The 13355-nt window shown below is 64.9% G+C and carries 16 protein-coding genes; 8 read left to right on the top strand and 8 right to left on the bottom strand.

Annotated elements, in window-relative coordinates; translation table 11 throughout:
• Positions 1-71: 71 nt before the first annotated feature.
• Positions 72-1283 (bottom strand): threonine ammonia-lyase, encoded by a 1212-nt coding sequence (ilvA, locus tag NED97_RS16895; RefSeq protein ID WP_252488187.1) that lies wholly within the window; start codon positions 1281-1283, stop codon positions 72-74.
• A 258-nt stretch (positions 1284-1541) separates the two neighbouring features.
• Positions 1542-1964, bottom strand: a complete 423-nt coding sequence (locus tag NED97_RS16890) for a gamma-glutamylcyclotransferase family protein (RefSeq protein WP_252488186.1) — start codon at positions 1962-1964, stop codon at positions 1542-1544.
• Between the two features lie 101 nt (positions 1965-2065).
• Between NED97_RS16890 and NED97_RS16885 the strand changes: the two genes are divergently transcribed.
• Together NED97_RS16885 and NED97_RS16880 are read left to right on the top strand one after the other, a co-directional pair.
• Positions 2066-3142, top strand: coding sequence for a DUF7490 domain-containing protein (locus NED97_RS16885; RefSeq protein ID WP_252488185.1), 1077 nt, complete (start codon positions 2066-2068; stop codon positions 3140-3142).
• Entirely contained in the window at positions 3135-3488 is a 354-nt protein-coding gene (locus NED97_RS16880; RefSeq protein ID WP_252488184.1) for a hypothetical protein, read from the top strand. The genes NED97_RS16885 and NED97_RS16880 overlap by 8 nt, the downstream gene beginning before the upstream one ends.
• 97 nt (positions 3489-3585) lie before the next feature.
• Here NED97_RS16880 and citZ read toward each other — a convergent pair whose 3' ends face one another.
• Both citZ and NED97_RS16870 read right to left on the bottom strand, forming a co-directional pair.
• Positions 3586-4734 carry a citrate synthase gene (gene citZ / locus NED97_RS16875; RefSeq protein WP_252488183.1) on the bottom strand — a complete coding sequence of 383 codons (1149 nt, stop codon included), beginning with the start codon at positions 4732-4734 and terminating at the stop codon, positions 3586-3588.
• Positions 4735-5036: 302 nt separating this feature from the next.
• Complete coding sequence (locus NED97_RS16870; RefSeq protein WP_252488182.1) at positions 5037-5399, bottom strand: cell division protein SepF; 363 nt, start codon at positions 5397-5399, stop codon at positions 5037-5039.
• A gap of 189 nt (positions 5400-5588) precedes the next feature.
• Between NED97_RS16870 and NED97_RS16865 the strand changes: the two genes are divergently transcribed.
• The 4 genes from NED97_RS16865 (at position 5589) to NED97_RS16850 (ending at position 9325) form a co-directional block, all read left to right on the top strand.
• The gene (locus tag NED97_RS16865) at positions 5589-7100 is read left to right on the top strand and encodes a S8 family peptidase (RefSeq protein ID WP_252488181.1); all 1512 of its coding nucleotides are present in this window, start codon (positions 5589-5591) and stop codon (positions 7098-7100) included.
• A 48-nt stretch (positions 7101-7148) separates the two neighbouring features.
• Entirely contained in the window at positions 7149-7907 is a 759-nt protein-coding gene (locus NED97_RS16860; RefSeq protein ID WP_252488180.1) for a DUF1028 domain-containing protein, read from the top strand.
• Between the two features lie 102 nt (positions 7908-8009).
• On the top strand, positions 8010-8759 hold the full coding sequence (locus NED97_RS16855) for a pirin family protein (protein WP_252488179.1): 750 nt from the start codon (positions 8010-8012) through the stop codon (positions 8757-8759).
• A gap of 107 nt (positions 8760-8866) precedes the next feature.
• Positions 8867-9325 carry a pyridoxamine 5'-phosphate oxidase family protein gene (locus NED97_RS16850; protein ID WP_252488178.1) on the top strand — a complete coding sequence of 153 codons (459 nt, stop codon included), beginning with the start codon at positions 8867-8869 and terminating at the stop codon, positions 9323-9325.
• A gap of 50 nt (positions 9326-9375) precedes the next feature.
• Here the strand turns inward: NED97_RS16850 and NED97_RS16845 are convergent, their stop codons facing one another.
• Positions 9376-9915 carry a GNAT family N-acetyltransferase gene (locus NED97_RS16845; RefSeq protein ID WP_252488177.1) on the bottom strand — a complete coding sequence of 180 codons (540 nt, stop codon included), beginning with the start codon at positions 9913-9915 and terminating at the stop codon, positions 9376-9378.
• A gap of 96 nt (positions 9916-10011) precedes the next feature.
• Positions 10012-10491, bottom strand: a complete 480-nt coding sequence (locus NED97_RS16840) for an RNA-binding protein (RefSeq protein ID WP_252488176.1) — start codon at positions 10489-10491, stop codon at positions 10012-10014.
• A 123-nt stretch (positions 10492-10614) separates the two neighbouring features.
• Here NED97_RS16840 and NED97_RS16835 point away from each other — a divergent pair, with 123 nt between their 5' ends.
• Together NED97_RS16835 and NED97_RS16830 are read left to right on the top strand one after the other, a co-directional pair.
• The gene (locus NED97_RS16835) at positions 10615-10908 is read left to right on the top strand and encodes a DUF7562 family protein (protein WP_252488175.1); all 294 of its coding nucleotides are present in this window, start codon (positions 10615-10617) and stop codon (positions 10906-10908) included.
• A 61-nt stretch (positions 10909-10969) separates the two neighbouring features.
• Positions 10970-12268 (top strand): RNB domain-containing ribonuclease, encoded by a 1299-nt coding sequence (locus NED97_RS16830; RefSeq protein ID WP_252488174.1) that lies wholly within the window; start codon positions 10970-10972, stop codon positions 12266-12268.
• A 24-nt stretch (positions 12269-12292) separates the two neighbouring features.
• Here NED97_RS16830 and NED97_RS16825 read toward each other — a convergent pair whose 3' ends face one another.
• Both NED97_RS16825 and NED97_RS16820 read right to left on the bottom strand, forming a co-directional pair.
• Positions 12293-12820 (bottom strand): GNAT family N-acetyltransferase, encoded by a 528-nt coding sequence (locus tag NED97_RS16825; RefSeq protein WP_252488173.1) that lies wholly within the window; start codon positions 12818-12820, stop codon positions 12293-12295.
• Positions 12821-12873: 53 nt separating this feature from the next.
• A complete protein-coding gene (locus tag NED97_RS16820) occupies positions 12874-13344 on the bottom strand; it encodes an Hsp20/alpha crystallin family protein (RefSeq protein ID WP_252488172.1) in 471 nt (156 codons plus the stop codon).
• Positions 13345-13355 lie beyond the last annotated feature (11 nt).

Below are 13355 nucleotides of genomic sequence, written 5' to 3'. Positions count from 1 at the left end.
CTCGAACCGTCCGTACAGCGCAACTTAACGGTACTGTTGTCGAACTGATCGTCCGAGCGAGTCGACGATCCCTACGCGAGCACGTCGACGTCGTACCCCTCGTCCCGGAGCGCCGCGAGGAACTCGTCGACGTGCTCCTGGCCGCGCATCTCGAGTTCGATCTCGACCTCGGTGTCGTTCATCTCGACGTCTCGAGACGTGCGGTCGTGGTGGATCGCGTAGATGTTCGCCTGATAGGCCGTGAGGATCGCGAGCAGCGACTCGAGGGAACCCGGCTGATCCTTCAACACCGTCCTGATCTTGAGATAGCGGCCGGTCTCGACGAGACCGCGGACGATAACGTTGGTGAGCGTGTTGAGGTCGACGTTGCCGCCGCTGAGAATAGGGACGATCGTCTCGTCCTCGGCGTAGTCGAACTTCTCGAACAGAAGCGCGGCGAGCGAGACGGCGCCCGCGCCCTCGACGACGGTCTTCGAGCGCTCGAGCAGGTAGATGGTCGCGACCGCGATCTCCGGGTCGGAGACGGTGACGACCTCGTCGACGTACTCCCGAATGATCGGGAAGGTTCCCTCGCCGAGACTGCGGGTCGCGATCCCGTCCGCGATGGTATCGACGCCGTCGATCGCGACGCGTTCGCCCTTGTCGAGCGACGGGGCGGCGCTCGAGGCACCGTCCGCCTGGACGCCGATCACGCGCGCATCGGGGTTCCGTTCCTTGATCGCCGTCGCAACCCCGCTGATGAGCCCGCCGCCGCCGATCGGGACGACGACGGTGTCGACGCCGGGCTCGTCCTCGAGGATCTCGAGGCCGATCGTCCCCTGGCCGGCCATCACGTCCGGATCGTCGAACGCGTGGAGGTAGGTCCGGTTCTCCTCGCGTTCGATCTCGTGGGCGCGCTCGGCGGCCTCGTTGTAGTCCGTGCCCTCGAGGAGAACCTCCGCGCCGTAGTTTCTGGTCGCCTTCACCTTCGAAATCGGGGCGTGTTCGGGCATGACGATCGTCGAGTCGACGCCCGAACGCGTCGCCGCGAGCGCGACGCCCTGGGCGTGGTTGCCCGCGCTCGCCGTGACGACGCCGGCTTCCTTCTCGTCGGCCGAGAGCGTCGCGATCCGGTTCGTCGCGCCGCGGATCTTGAACGATCCCGTCCGCTGGACGTTCTCCAGTTTCAGGCGGACGTCGGCGCCGGTCATCGACGAGTAGGTATGTGAGTACTCGAGCGGTGTATGCCGCGACGTTTCGCGGACGCGGGCGCGAGCGTCGAGAATATCCGGGAGGTGAAGCATACCGGAGACTACTCGGTGCTTATTGTAAGGATTTACTATCGGGAATGGGGTCCGGAATCGGGCCCCCACCATTGCACGCCCGATAGAACTGTGCTGCCGTAGCGGCAACACGACAGGGAATACAGGGTATTGCACGGCGTGTGACGTGCGACTGTAGTCGCGTACGCAGGGAATATAAAACCCATGTACCCGGACCGAAAGTGAAACCGCAAGACTGCGGCGGGGAAATCCTGGCGTCAGACGTGAGACAGACGACCGTCATTCGTCACATCGTACCACGACGTCGTGGCGCGAGACGTACGTCCGGACGCGCTCTGTCAGCGACCGTCCCTCGGGCCAGTCGACGCGCTCCGTAACCCCGAGTCGGTCGGGACCGCCGACGTAGATCCAGACGTCGTCGCCGTCGCCCTTCCCGTCGGCGTGCGGAACCGTGATCCGGACGTACAGTCCGCGGTCGACGCCTTCGTACCGGTCGAGAGCCTCGAGTCCGCGCTCGTCGACCGCGAGCAGGCGTCCCTCGACGCGGCCGCCGGGGGCCAGCGTCGGATACTCGCCCTCGACTCGGCGGAGTCCCTCGAGGGTCGCGCCGGACTCGAGTTCGTACCGTGCGCCGGGGACGCGCTCGAGGACGGTTTCGACCCGATCCGGATCGGTCAGCGTTCCGTAGACGAAGACGTACACGCTCGGTGATTTATCGTCCAGCCGCTTGCGTTTACTCCTTGGCTGAGTTTTGTCCCTCGAATTACACAAAGCACTTATAAAACTACTGAAAATTCATCGTCATGAGACGCGAATTGGTCCTGACGATTGCCGCGGTTGTGGTCGTAGTCGCCTCGCTCACGACCCTTGCCCTCTCCGGTGCAGTCTCCGATCCGGGCGACACCGAGACGGACGCCTCGGTCGATCGTTCCGGCGACGCGTCGCTGCTGGAGGTGACGATCGCCGCCGGCGATGTCGGCGGCGAGACGGCCTCCCTCGAGGTAGATACGCACCTCGAGCACCGCGGTGACGCCGTCGAGAACGTGACCGTCGTCCACCGAGCGACGAATACGGACACCAATCTCGTCGAGCACACCGTCGAATCCGACGTCGGGACGCTCGACGACGAGTCCGAGATCGTCGTCTCGGAGGCTGTCGACGTTCCCCGGGACGGGACGCACGAACTCGAGACGTTCATCTACGTCGACGGTGTCCGAACCGAGTCGATGACCCACACCATCGCCGGCGTCGACACGCTGACGCCCGCCTATGCCGACACGACTCTCGAGTTCCACCGCTTCGGCGGCGACCACGGCGGCGCGTTGGCCGACGTCCCCGCGATCGAGTACTCCGTCGAGTCGACCACGGACGACGAGATCGCACTCGAGGTCTCCAGTTTCCTCACCAATACGGGCGACGAAACGACCGGCGACCTCGAACTCGAAGTGAAAGCCAGACAGGCGGACTCGAACATCGTCGCGGACTCCGCGACCGTCGAACTGGACGCCGTCGAACCCGGCGAGACGGTGACGCCGACCGCCGATCTCGAGGTCGCCCAGGAGTACGCGTACTACCTCGACGCGATCCTCTGGCTCGACGGAACGATCGTCGCCACGGATCGGGCGGGCGCCGACCTTCGGCCGGACGCGACTAACGAGTCGACCGACGGGAACGGACTCGACACGAGCGACTTCGACGAGAGCGAGGACGGCTTCGAGACGGAGGAGACGTCGAGCAACGGCGTAGCCGAGGACCGGGATCCGGACGACGCGGATGCGTCCGCAACGGAGGACGACGCCACGCCGGGGTTCACTCTCGTCGCCGGCGCGGTTGCACTGCTTGCGACGATCGCGCTGATACGGAGGCAGACACATGACTGAGACGACACCACGGACAAAGAACGATGCGGAGACTGAACAGTCGACTCGACAGAACACCGGCAGGGATGCCGGACGCAGCGACGATAGCTCGAGTTCGGGAACGAACGTCCTCGACGACCCGTCGACCGCCGAGATCTGGCGGTATCTCGGCTGGGCCGCGCTGGGACTCTGTTCGGTGCTCGCGCTCTTCGCGCTCGTCCAGTTCTACGGTAGCACGACCGACGTCATCGACCTCTGGGTCGAGCCCCGGTACCAGCCGCTGATGCACGCGGCGTTCAATCTCCTCGTGTTGCTCGGCTCGCTGATCGGCATCTCGCTGCTGGTCCGGGAACTGCACCGGGTCTGAGATTCGAGGATCGGAATACCGTTTCGCGGACTCTTCCGTCGACGGTCTCGGTACCGTTCGAAATCGAAGTCGACTCGTTCCCGCGAACGGTCGTCGATTACCGCTCCTCGAGCGGGACGAACTCCTGGTCCTCAGGCCCGGTGTACCGCGAGAGCGGGCGGATGAGCCGGTTGTCGTCCTGGTACTCGAGGACGTGTGCGATCCAGCCGCCGGTGCGGCTCATCGCGAAGATCGGGGTGTACATGTCGATCGGGATGCCGAGCTGGTAGTAGACCGAACCGGAGTAGAAGTCGACGTTCGGGGCGATCCCCTTCTCGGCGAGGCCCTGCTCCTCGGAGAGGTACTGTTCGATGGTGGTGGTGTAGTTGTACCACTTGTTCTCGCCGTCCTCGGCGAGTTCCTTGCTGCGTTCCTCGAGAATCTTCGCACGTGGGTCCTTGACGTTGTAGACGCGGTGGCCGAAGCCGGGGATGCGCCGTCCCTCCTCGTTCGCCTGCTCGACCCATTCGCGGTGGTCGAGATCGCTCTCGTCGATTTCCATCAGGACCTCCATGACGTCCTGGTTCGCGCCGCCGTGAAGCGGCCCGGAGAGGGCGCTGATGCCGCCGGTGACGGCGCTGTAGATGTCGGCCATCGTCGAGCCGATCACCATCGAGGTGAACGTCGAGGCGTTCAGCCCGTGGTCGGCGTGGAGGATGAGCGCCTGGTCGAACGTCTCGGCCGCGAGATCGTCCGGTTCTTCGCCGGTCAGCATGTAGAGGAAGTTCGCCGCCAGCCCGAGTTCGGGGTGGGGATCGACGGGCTCCTCTCCGAGCCGGTAGCGTTCGAACGCTGCGAGGATAGTCGGGATCTTGGCGGTGATCCGCCGGCCCTGACGGAGCGTGGCGTCGAGGTCCTCCGGATCGGCGTCGTCTTCGGGCTCGTACGCCGAAAGCATCGAGGCTGCGGTCCGCAGCGCGGCCATCGGGCGTTCGTCGGCGTCGGCGAGCCGTTCCACCATCTCGAGGACGTCTTCGTCGACCGTTCGCTCCTCGGTGAGCGACTCCGTGAAGGCGTCGAGTTCGTCCTCGTTCGGAAGGTGGCCGTGCCAGAGGAGATAGACGACCTCTTCGTAGCTCGCGCCACGAGCGAGATCTTCGATCGGATACCCCCGGTAGATCAGTTGCCCGGCATCACCGTCGATCGAGCTGAGTTCCGACTCCGCGACCAGAACTCCTTCCAGCCCTTTATTGAGATCGTCAGCCATAGTCGGAGTTTCACACCGTAATGGAAAAGTATTATCGTTTGCCCGCTGTGGCGGCTGACACGGCGACGAAGTCGACTCGACCGCCTGCTTTCGGACGGCGGTGGATTCGTCCGGTCGCGTGTCTGCTATAGTAACATAGTAACAACTGAAACGGGTTACACACCGACCGCACGACGACTGTGCGATCGGGTGTGCACCGACTTTCAGTGGCTACTGTAGGTTTCGCGAGGAGTATCTCGCGACCGGCGGGAGAAGTTCCGGTGCAAACGACGGAACCGACGCTCTGCGAACGAGACCGCGTCTCAGGGCGTCTGGCCTAACTTTTCGCGGCTGATGTGGATCGCCGTCGGGGTAACGATGATCTGATCGTCGCCCTTCCGAACGATGTCGCCGTCGACCTCGTGGGCGACCTGACGAAGTTCGTCGACGATGTGTTCGACGGTGTTGTCGTTGGTGCGCAGTCGGGTAATATCCGCGATCACGATGTCGCCGTCGTAGACGGCGTCCTTGATGTCGACGGCATCGGCCTGACCGCTGATCTCGGCGATGTGTACCTGCATCGCCGCCTCGGCCGACTCCGTCGATACGTCGTCGAGATCCAGTTCGACGTAGTCGTCGACGGAGCGGGACTGCCCGCCGCCGACGATCTTATCCATAAATCCCATTGGCGTTATCCTCCGCGGCCGCCAGTATAGTTCTTACGTCAGACAGAACCTCGGATACGGTACCGGACGACAGCGCCCGAGCGGGGCCTGTACGCTATTCTCCCCATTCCGTTGATCATTCTATTACAGAGAACACACAGGAAATATTTATAGTAACGAATTCTGCTTTATTTCGTGGTTTGAAAAATCATGCCAAAGGATACCGTTTCACGTCGAACGATTCTACAGGGCGTCGGTGCCGGCGTCGCCGGAACGGCGCTGGCCGGACAGACATCGGCGAGAGAGACTGACGAAGCCGAGTACGTCGTCGGTGTCGATCCCGACCGCGGTCTCGAGCAGGCCCACCGGGCCGCCGAATCGGTTCGTCGCGAACTGGACTTCGGCGAGATCGGACGAGCGGTCGCCGGTCGATTCTCGGACGCTGCCGTCGCGAACCTCCGGAACAACCCGAACGTCCGGTACGTCGAACGAAACGGACTGATGTGGGCGCTCCAGCAGGAAACGCCCTACGGTATCGGGAAAGTCGAGGCCGACGTCGCCATCGACGAGGGTGAGACGGGCGACGGCGTCAGCGTCGCGATCATCGACACGGGGATCGACGCCCAGAACGAGACCCTCGAGGAGAACCTCGGCGACGGGTACGCGGCGGCGGATGCTGCATGTACGACGGACTGCGGCGGGGGCCCGTTCGGCGGCGGAAACGACATCGACGAGTGTCTCGAGGAGTGGGACGACGACAACGACCACGGCACTCACGTCGCCGGGACCGCCGGTGCAGCGAACAACGGCGTCGGCGTCTTGGGCGTCGCACCCGACGCGACGCTGCACGCGGTAAAGGTCCTGCAGTGCGACGGTGGGGGGACGTTCGACGACATCGCGGCGGGGATCCAGTGGTCCGCCGACCAGGGCCACGACGTCCAGAACATGAGTCTCGGCTCGGACACCGACTCCGACGTCGTCCGGGACGCGGTCCAGTATGCCGACCAGCGCGGCGTCGTCATCGTCGCCGCCGCCGGCAACGACGGCCCCTGTACCGACTGCGTCGGCTACCCGGCCGCCTACGACGAGGTCATCGCCGTGTCGGCGACCGACGAGAACGACGAACTGGCGGACTTCTCCTCGACCGGGCCCGAGGTCGACCTCGCGGCACCCGGCGTCGACGTGCTCTCGAGCATCCCCCGGGACGACTACGACGAGTTCTCCGGCACCTCGATGTCGTCGCCGCACGTCGCCGGCGCGGCCGCGACGCTCATCGCCGCAGGCACTGCTTCCGATGATGTCCGGGCGCAACTGAAAGACACCGCGGACGACGTCGGGCTCGCCGACGAAGAGCAGGGCGCAGGTCGATTGAACGTCGCCGAGGCGCTCGGCCTCGAGAGCAACGGCGGCGACGATGACGACGGGTCCGATCCGGAGTCGGATCCCGACATCGACGAGTTCACGGTCTCCACCAGGACCGGCGGCCGATGGTACCGCGCGGACGTCGACTGGGCGGTCTCCGACGACGACGGCGCTCTCGAGTCGGTGACGAGCGAACTGGTCGCCGCCGATGGGGCCGTCGTCGACAGCGAAACCTCGAGCGTCGGCGGGTCGAGCGCGTCGGGCGAGCACGACCTCCGCTCGGACGACGAACCCGAGGAGATTCGTCTCACCGTCGTCGACGAAGGGGGCAACGAGACGAGCGACACTCGCGTGTACTGATCTGCCGAGAGGCACCGTTTTTTGCCGGCTTAGTCTGTGCCCTCACGTATGACGTTCAGCATCTGCGTTCACGAAACGTACGAGACGACGGACGGCGAGACCCACGACCGCTTCGGCGTCGCCGTCACGACGCGGCTGCCGGGCGTCGGAACGCTCTGTCCGTTCGCCAGCGAGAACGGCGCCGTCGCGACCCAGAGCCTGGTCAACGTCGATCTCGGTCGGCGCGGAATCGAGTACGTCGACGACGGACTGGCGGTCGACGACGCCCTCGAGGCCCTGCTCAACGCCGACGGCGACGCGCCCCAGCGTCAACTCCACGGCGTCGACGCCGACGCGACGTTCACCTTCTCCGGCGAGGAGTGCCGTGGCTGGTACGGCCACCGCGAGGGCGACCACTACACGGTCGCGGGCAACCTGCTGACGGGCGAGTCGGTACTCGAGGAAACTGCGTCGACCTACGAGGCGAACGCCGTCCGCGGGACGACCGACGACACGAGCGGGAGTCCGCGGGACGAAAACGGGGCTGACCCGCTCGCGAAGCGGCTGATCGAGGCGCTGGCCGCGGGCCACCGCGAGGGCGGCGACAAGCGCGAGGAGCTGCCGATCCAGAGCGCGGCCGTCGTCGTCGAAACGACCGAAACGAACGACGTGACGCCGCCGTACAACGACCTGCGCGTCGACGCGACGGCGACGCCGATCGCCGACCTGCAGGAGACGTACGACCTCGCGGTCCAGGGCTACGAGGATACGCTGGCCCGGTACGCGGACGCCTACGAGGAGGACTCGCTGGACGAAGCCGCGGAGTGATCGAGACGGTCCCGGACCAGCACGCGGCACGACGAACCCATCGGCACCGTCCTGACGCCGTCGTCGCCAAACACCTATTCCGCTCTCCGTCGTATCCCCGCCGTGTCCACGTTTACGATCTACTCCGCTCGTCAGGGGAGGGAAGGCGTCGGCGCCCGGGTCAACCGGGCGTTCCCGGCCGCGAAGCGCGACCACTTCGACCCCTTCGTTCTCCTCGACGAGTTCTCCGTCGGAGAGGGCGGCGTCCCCGAGCACGAACACCGCGGTTTCGAGATCATCACCTACGTGCTCGAGGGTGCGCTCGAGCACACGGACAGTACCGGGATCTCGAAGACGGCGAAGGCCGGCGGTGCCATGCGGATGCGCACGGCCAGCGGCCTCCGGCACGCCGAGCTGCCGGGGACCGACGAGCCGGCACGCGGCCTCCAGCTGTGGATCAATCTCCCCCGCGACGACAAGGAGATGGGTCCGGACTACCGCGACGCCGAGAGAGAACAGTTACCGGTCGACTCTCGTGACGGAATGCGGGTGACGACCGTCGTGGGCGAGGGATCGCCGCTGGATCTCCGGACCGACGTGCACTACGAGGTCGTCGAGGCCGAGGCGGGCACGACCTACGAGTGGGCCGTCGAGGGCGGGTGGAGTGCGGTACTCTACGTGGTCGAGGGTGAAGTCACGATTCCGTCCGGGACGATCGAGCAAGGAGCGCTCGCGGCACGAGACGGTCAAGAGCGGGAGTCGGTCGACTCGGATACGATTCCGGTAGCGGTGACGAGCGACGCCACCTTCGCGGTCATCACGGGCAGACCTCTCGGGGAACCGATCACCCAGCGCGGTCCTATCGTACTCTAACTCCCTTTCGGAGCTGAAAAATACTGCCGTCCAGTGCGCCGATCTGCGTAACGGAGTGGAAGGACGGACGAATAGTTATCACCTATCGACAGCTCTCTTTCGGGTACATGAGAGTGATCGAGAACACGCTCGCAGTCGACCTCGAGACCTTTCTCGCTCGCCCGCTGTTCTGTTTTCTGGCACAGCGGTCGGCGAAGGGTCCTCGAGTGTCGCCGCTCTGGTTCCGCTGGGAGGACGGCGCGGTCTGGATCATCGCCCAGCTTCGGGGTCGCTCGTACCCCGAACGGGTCGAACGGGATCCGGAAACCGCGCTCGCGATCCTCGACTTCGAGCCGACGACGGGACGGGTCGAACACGTCGGAATGCGCGGAACGGCGTCGCTCGAGCCGTACGACGAGGAACGGGCCGAGCGACTGCTGGAGAAGTACCTCGGCGAACGCCGCGACGAGTGGCCCGAGATGTTCGTCGGTCTCGACGCCGAGCGGTACCGTCTCATCGAGTTCACGGCGGAGACGGTCGCCGCGCGAGACCAGTCGTATCCCGCACCAGCCGGGATCGAAGACTGAGCCGGGTGTTCACCGCCGAGCGGTTGCTGCGCGCGGTCCCGTCCCTTCCGCTACCGTTCCGCCAGTGAGCGCTCGTACTGCTCCCGAGTGACGGTGTAGCGATGGTGGTCCGCTATCTCGGTCCCGATCGGCGTCCAGTTTCGCAAGACGCCGTCGTACTGCCCGCCGACGGCGTCGATGAACCGCTCGATCGCCCGTTCCGATCGCTCGTTCCCCTCCTCGTAGCCGATAGCCACCAGGTCGAGGTCGAGCCGGTCGAACGCGAGGTCGGTCAACGCCGTTGCGCACTCGCCCGCGTAGCCGTTCCCCCAGTGAGACTTCCCGAGGATGAACCCGATCCGTCCGGTCCGGCGGTCCCACTCTAGGAAGAGTCCCGTGTAGCCTGCGAGTGAGCCGTCAGCCGTGTAGACGGCGTACTGGGCGGCGTCGCCGTCGTCCCACGACGCCGCTGCCTCCTCCAGCTGGTCTCGAGCGTCCTTGACCGACGCGTACGGTTCCTGCGGGACGTACTCGAACACGTCCGCTACACTATCGTGTCCCGCTGCGAAGAGATCGTACAGTTCGAACACGTTGACGTGCGCCTCGGACAACTGACTTAGGACCAGAGACTCCGTTTCGATCGTCTCGGGGAACACGTGCTATACTATTAGTTCATTGACCAAAATGATAGCGGAGATTGATGAACCTCAGCCGGCGAACTCGTACAATTCGTCGCCGACGTGGTGCAGCGAGTCGACGACCTTCCCCTCGTCGCCGGCCATCTCCGAACCCTCGACGCGAGCGCGACCGACGGCGAGCACCTTCCCGTGTGATTCCTCGGCGATTAGAACCAGATCGCCGGGCGAGATGTCGTCGGTGGCCTCGGTGATGCCGGGGCGCATCACGTCGGCGCCGTCGCTGACGAACGAGATGGCGCCGGCGTCGACGGTGACCAGCCGATTTTCGGGATCGTAGGCGTTCGCTCCCCGGACGGTCAGGAACGGCTCGTCGTCGAAGAACGCGATCCGCGGTTCGCCGTCGATCAGAACGACCTCCCAGTCGGTCTCCTCGAACTCGACGCGCTCGTAGGTATCGCCCTCCGTCGAGACGCCCAGTTGCTCGGACAGCATCTCCTCGATGTCCGAGATGGCGTCGCTCCGAAGGTGGTGTCGAGACTTGACCTGCATACCCGGACGAACGGCCGGTCACGGTATAAAACGAACGTTCCCGTGACCGACCGAGCGCGCTGAGAGTCCGTCCGGACGAGGGGTGTGACAATCGCTAAGTATGTGCACGGTTTCGTCGCTACTATGTGGCCTTCCCGGAACCGAGATCCGTCGGTTATCTGTCTCGCCTGCGGCGGCGAGGTCCCCCGGTCGACGGCCCGCGAGTACGACAAGTACGGCGACCGCTGGGATCGCGAGAACAAGGCGTTCGAGTACCTCTGTAAACCCTGTTACAACGAACTCTGTCACCATCCTCGAGGGGACCTCGAGGCGCTGCTCGTCGACCTCGATGCTGGCAGCGCCGACCACGCGACATTTCTCCGCGGCTACCTGACGACCGTCGAGGAGCGCTACGGGCCGCTCGAGGAGGAATCCTGACTCCCGACCGCCGCTATCCCATCCCGACACGACTTTCACCCTCACGTCCGTACCCCTCCGTATGAGCGACGACGCACAGGCCCAGGCCGGAACGGCCGAAGGGCAGGGCCCAGTCGAAATCTCCGAGGACCTCGCACGCCACCTCGAGAACAAGCGCGAGGAGTTGTTCGAGAAGTTCGAAATTCGCGACGAGTTTCCGGAGGACGTCCTCGAGGAAGCCGAGGAACGAACGGAGGGCGTCCAGGCGGAGATCGCCGACGAGGTCGACGAGCGGAAGGATCTGCGAGAGCTGACGACCTGGACGACGGACCCGATCGACGCCCAGGACTTCGACGACGCGATCTCGATCGAAGAGCGCGAGGACGAGTTCGTACTTTGGGTTCACATCGCCGACGTCACCCACTACGTCCATCCCGATTCGGCGATGTGGGACGAGGCCGTCCAGCGGAGTAACACGGTCTACCTGCCGGGCTACACGATCCACATGCTGCCGCCGGTGCTGGCGGAGACGGTCTGCTCGCTCGTCCCCAACGAGGACCGCCTCGCCCACACCGTCGAGATGCACCTCGACAAGGAGAATCTCTCTTACGAGAACATCGAGATCTACAAGTCGGTCATCGAGTCCGACGAGCGACTCACCTACAGCCAGGCCGAAAACCGGCTCGAGGACCCCGACGCCCCGCTGCACGAGGAGAACGCGCTGGTGTACGAACTCGCCAACCAGATGCACGAGCAGCGCAAGGAGGACGGCTCGCTGGTGCTGAATCCGGCTCGCGACCGCGCCCACACGATCATCGAGGAGTGCATGCTCAAGGCCAACAAGGCCGTCACGCACACGCTGATGTGGGATCGCGGCGTCGAGGCGATGTACCGCGTCCACCCGCAGCCGAGCCCCGACGAGTGGTCGAAGGCGCTCCGGGAGATCCAGGATCTGGACGGCGTCTCGATCCCCGGCGACAAGTGGGAAGATCCGCGCAAGGCCGTCAACGCTACCCTCGAGCAGGCGCCCGGTCGCCAGCTCGACAAGATCCAGTGGGCGGTGATGAAGGTGATGCCCCGCGCGAGGTACATGAACGACCCGTTCGGCGGTCACCACGCCCTGAACTTCGAGATCTACGGCCACTTCACCAGCCCGATTCGCCGGCTCTCGGACCTGATCAACCACTGGATCGTCTACCAGAACGACGTTCCGGAGAACCTCGTCGAACTCTGTGATCGGGCCAGCGACAAGCAAAAGGACGCGGAGCAGTGCGAACGGGAGTACAAGCAGTTCCTCCAGGAGGTCGGACTCGATCCGGCGGCCGTCAACAACCGCGGTATCGAGGTCGTCGACGAGGAAGAGGCGGACAACACGATCTAAGCCGTTCCCGCAGACGCCCGTCCGCTACAACGATTTCTCGTAGACGTACTCCTCGAGTCCGTTTCCCAGATCGGAGTCGCGACTCTCGACCCGTTCGAACCCCGACGACTCGTAGAAGGAGACGCCGATCTCGTTGTCCGCGAGGACGACCAGTCGGAGCCGATCACACGCGTTCCGGAGGTCGGATTCGACGCGCTCGAGCAGCGCCGTTCCGACACCGTCGCCCCACGCCGTCGGCCGGACGTACAGTCGGATGAGGTTCGCCACGTCGGGATCATCGGCATCTGCGCCGGCGTGCACGAATCCCACGACGTCGTCGTTCTCTCGTTTCGCGTCGTCCCTCCGTTCGGCCAGCAGGAAGGTGGCGTCCTCGCGGTCGGCCGCCTCGGTGATCGACGCCTCGAGCCCGTCGATCGCGTACCAGTCCGAAATCGCGTTCGCGACGCGTTCGGCGCCCAGAAACTCGTTGTACGCGGCGTGCCAGCTCTCGCGGGCGACCTCTCGGACGATCGGTGCCGCGTCCGGTGTCGCCAGTCGAACGGTCCCGTTCATACTACTGCTGCTCAGGGGTTCCAAAAAGTCGTTGCGGGCCTCGAATTCGAGTGCTATTCGATGTCGATCCGGTGACCGTCCTCGTCGCGCTCGTCCTCCACGATCGGGAGTCGGACCTCGAGGACGCCGTTGTGGTAGCTCGCCGTGATTTCGTCCGCCACGATCTCTTTCGGGATGGGGACCTGCTTTGCGACCCTGCGCGAGCGGAGGGATCGGTACGCGTCCGACCCCTCCTCGGCGTCGGCGGTGGCACGTACCGACAGCACGCCCTCGCGGAAGGTGAGGTCGACGTCTTCCTTCTCGAAGCCGGGCAAGTCCATGACGAAGACGTAGGCGTCGCCCTCGTCCTCGAGGTTCGCCGTCGGCTCGGCCTCGAGGGGATTCACGTCGATGCCGCCCTCGAACATCGGTCGAACGGATCCGTAGCCGGGTGCTGCGAATTCGTCCGTCCACGTGGATCGGAACTGGTCGAACATGCGGTCCATCTCGCGGAACATGCGGTTCATTTCGTCGAAGGATCTCATGGTGATCGAGA

The organism is Natronococcus sp. CG52 (assembly GCF_023913515.1).
GTDB lineage: Archaea > Halobacteriota > Halobacteria > Halobacteriales > Natrialbaceae > Natronococcus > Natronococcus zhouii.
Note: the sequence above shows the minus strand (reverse complement) of the source record. Positions and strands in the feature narration are given on the sequence as shown.

Coding starts and splice junctions, on each gene's coding strand:
- NED97_RS16885 (WP_252488185.1), top strand. CDS start 2,066: ATGAGACGCGAATTGGTCCTGACGATTGCCGCGGTTGTGGTCGTAGTC.
- NED97_RS16840 (WP_252488176.1), bottom strand. CDS start 10,491: ATGCAGGTCAAGTCTCGACACCACCTTCGGAGCGACGCCATCTCGGAC.
- NED97_RS16870 (WP_252488182.1), bottom strand. CDS start 5,399: ATGGGATTTATGGATAAGATCGTCGGCGGCGGGCAGTCCCGCTCCGTC.
- NED97_RS16820 (WP_252488172.1), bottom strand. CDS start 13,344: ATGAGATCCTTCGACGAAATGAACCGCATGTTCCGCGAGATGGACCGC.
- NED97_RS16860 (WP_252488180.1), top strand. CDS start 7,149: ATGACGTTCAGCATCTGCGTTCACGAAACGTACGAGACGACGGACGGC.
- NED97_RS16850 (WP_252488178.1), top strand. CDS start 8,867: ATGAGAGTGATCGAGAACACGCTCGCAGTCGACCTCGAGACCTTTCTC.
- NED97_RS16825 (WP_252488173.1), bottom strand. CDS start 12,820: ATGAACGGGACCGTTCGACTGGCGACACCGGACGCGGCACCGATCGTC.
- NED97_RS16865 (WP_252488181.1), top strand. CDS start 5,589: ATGCCAAAGGATACCGTTTCACGTCGAACGATTCTACAGGGCGTCGGT.
- citZ (WP_252488183.1), bottom strand. CDS start 4,734: ATGGCTGACGATCTCAATAAAGGGCTGGAAGGAGTTCTGGTCGCGGAG.
- NED97_RS16835 (WP_252488175.1), top strand. CDS start 10,615: ATGTGGCCTTCCCGGAACCGAGATCCGTCGGTTATCTGTCTCGCCTGC.
- ilvA (WP_252488187.1), bottom strand. CDS start 1,283: ATGCTTCACCTCCCGGATATTCTCGACGCTCGCGCCCGCGTCCGCGAA.
- NED97_RS16830 (WP_252488174.1), top strand. CDS start 10,970: ATGAGCGACGACGCACAGGCCCAGGCCGGAACGGCCGAAGGGCAGGGC.
- NED97_RS16880 (WP_252488184.1), top strand. CDS start 3,135: ATGACTGAGACGACACCACGGACAAAGAACGATGCGGAGACTGAACAG.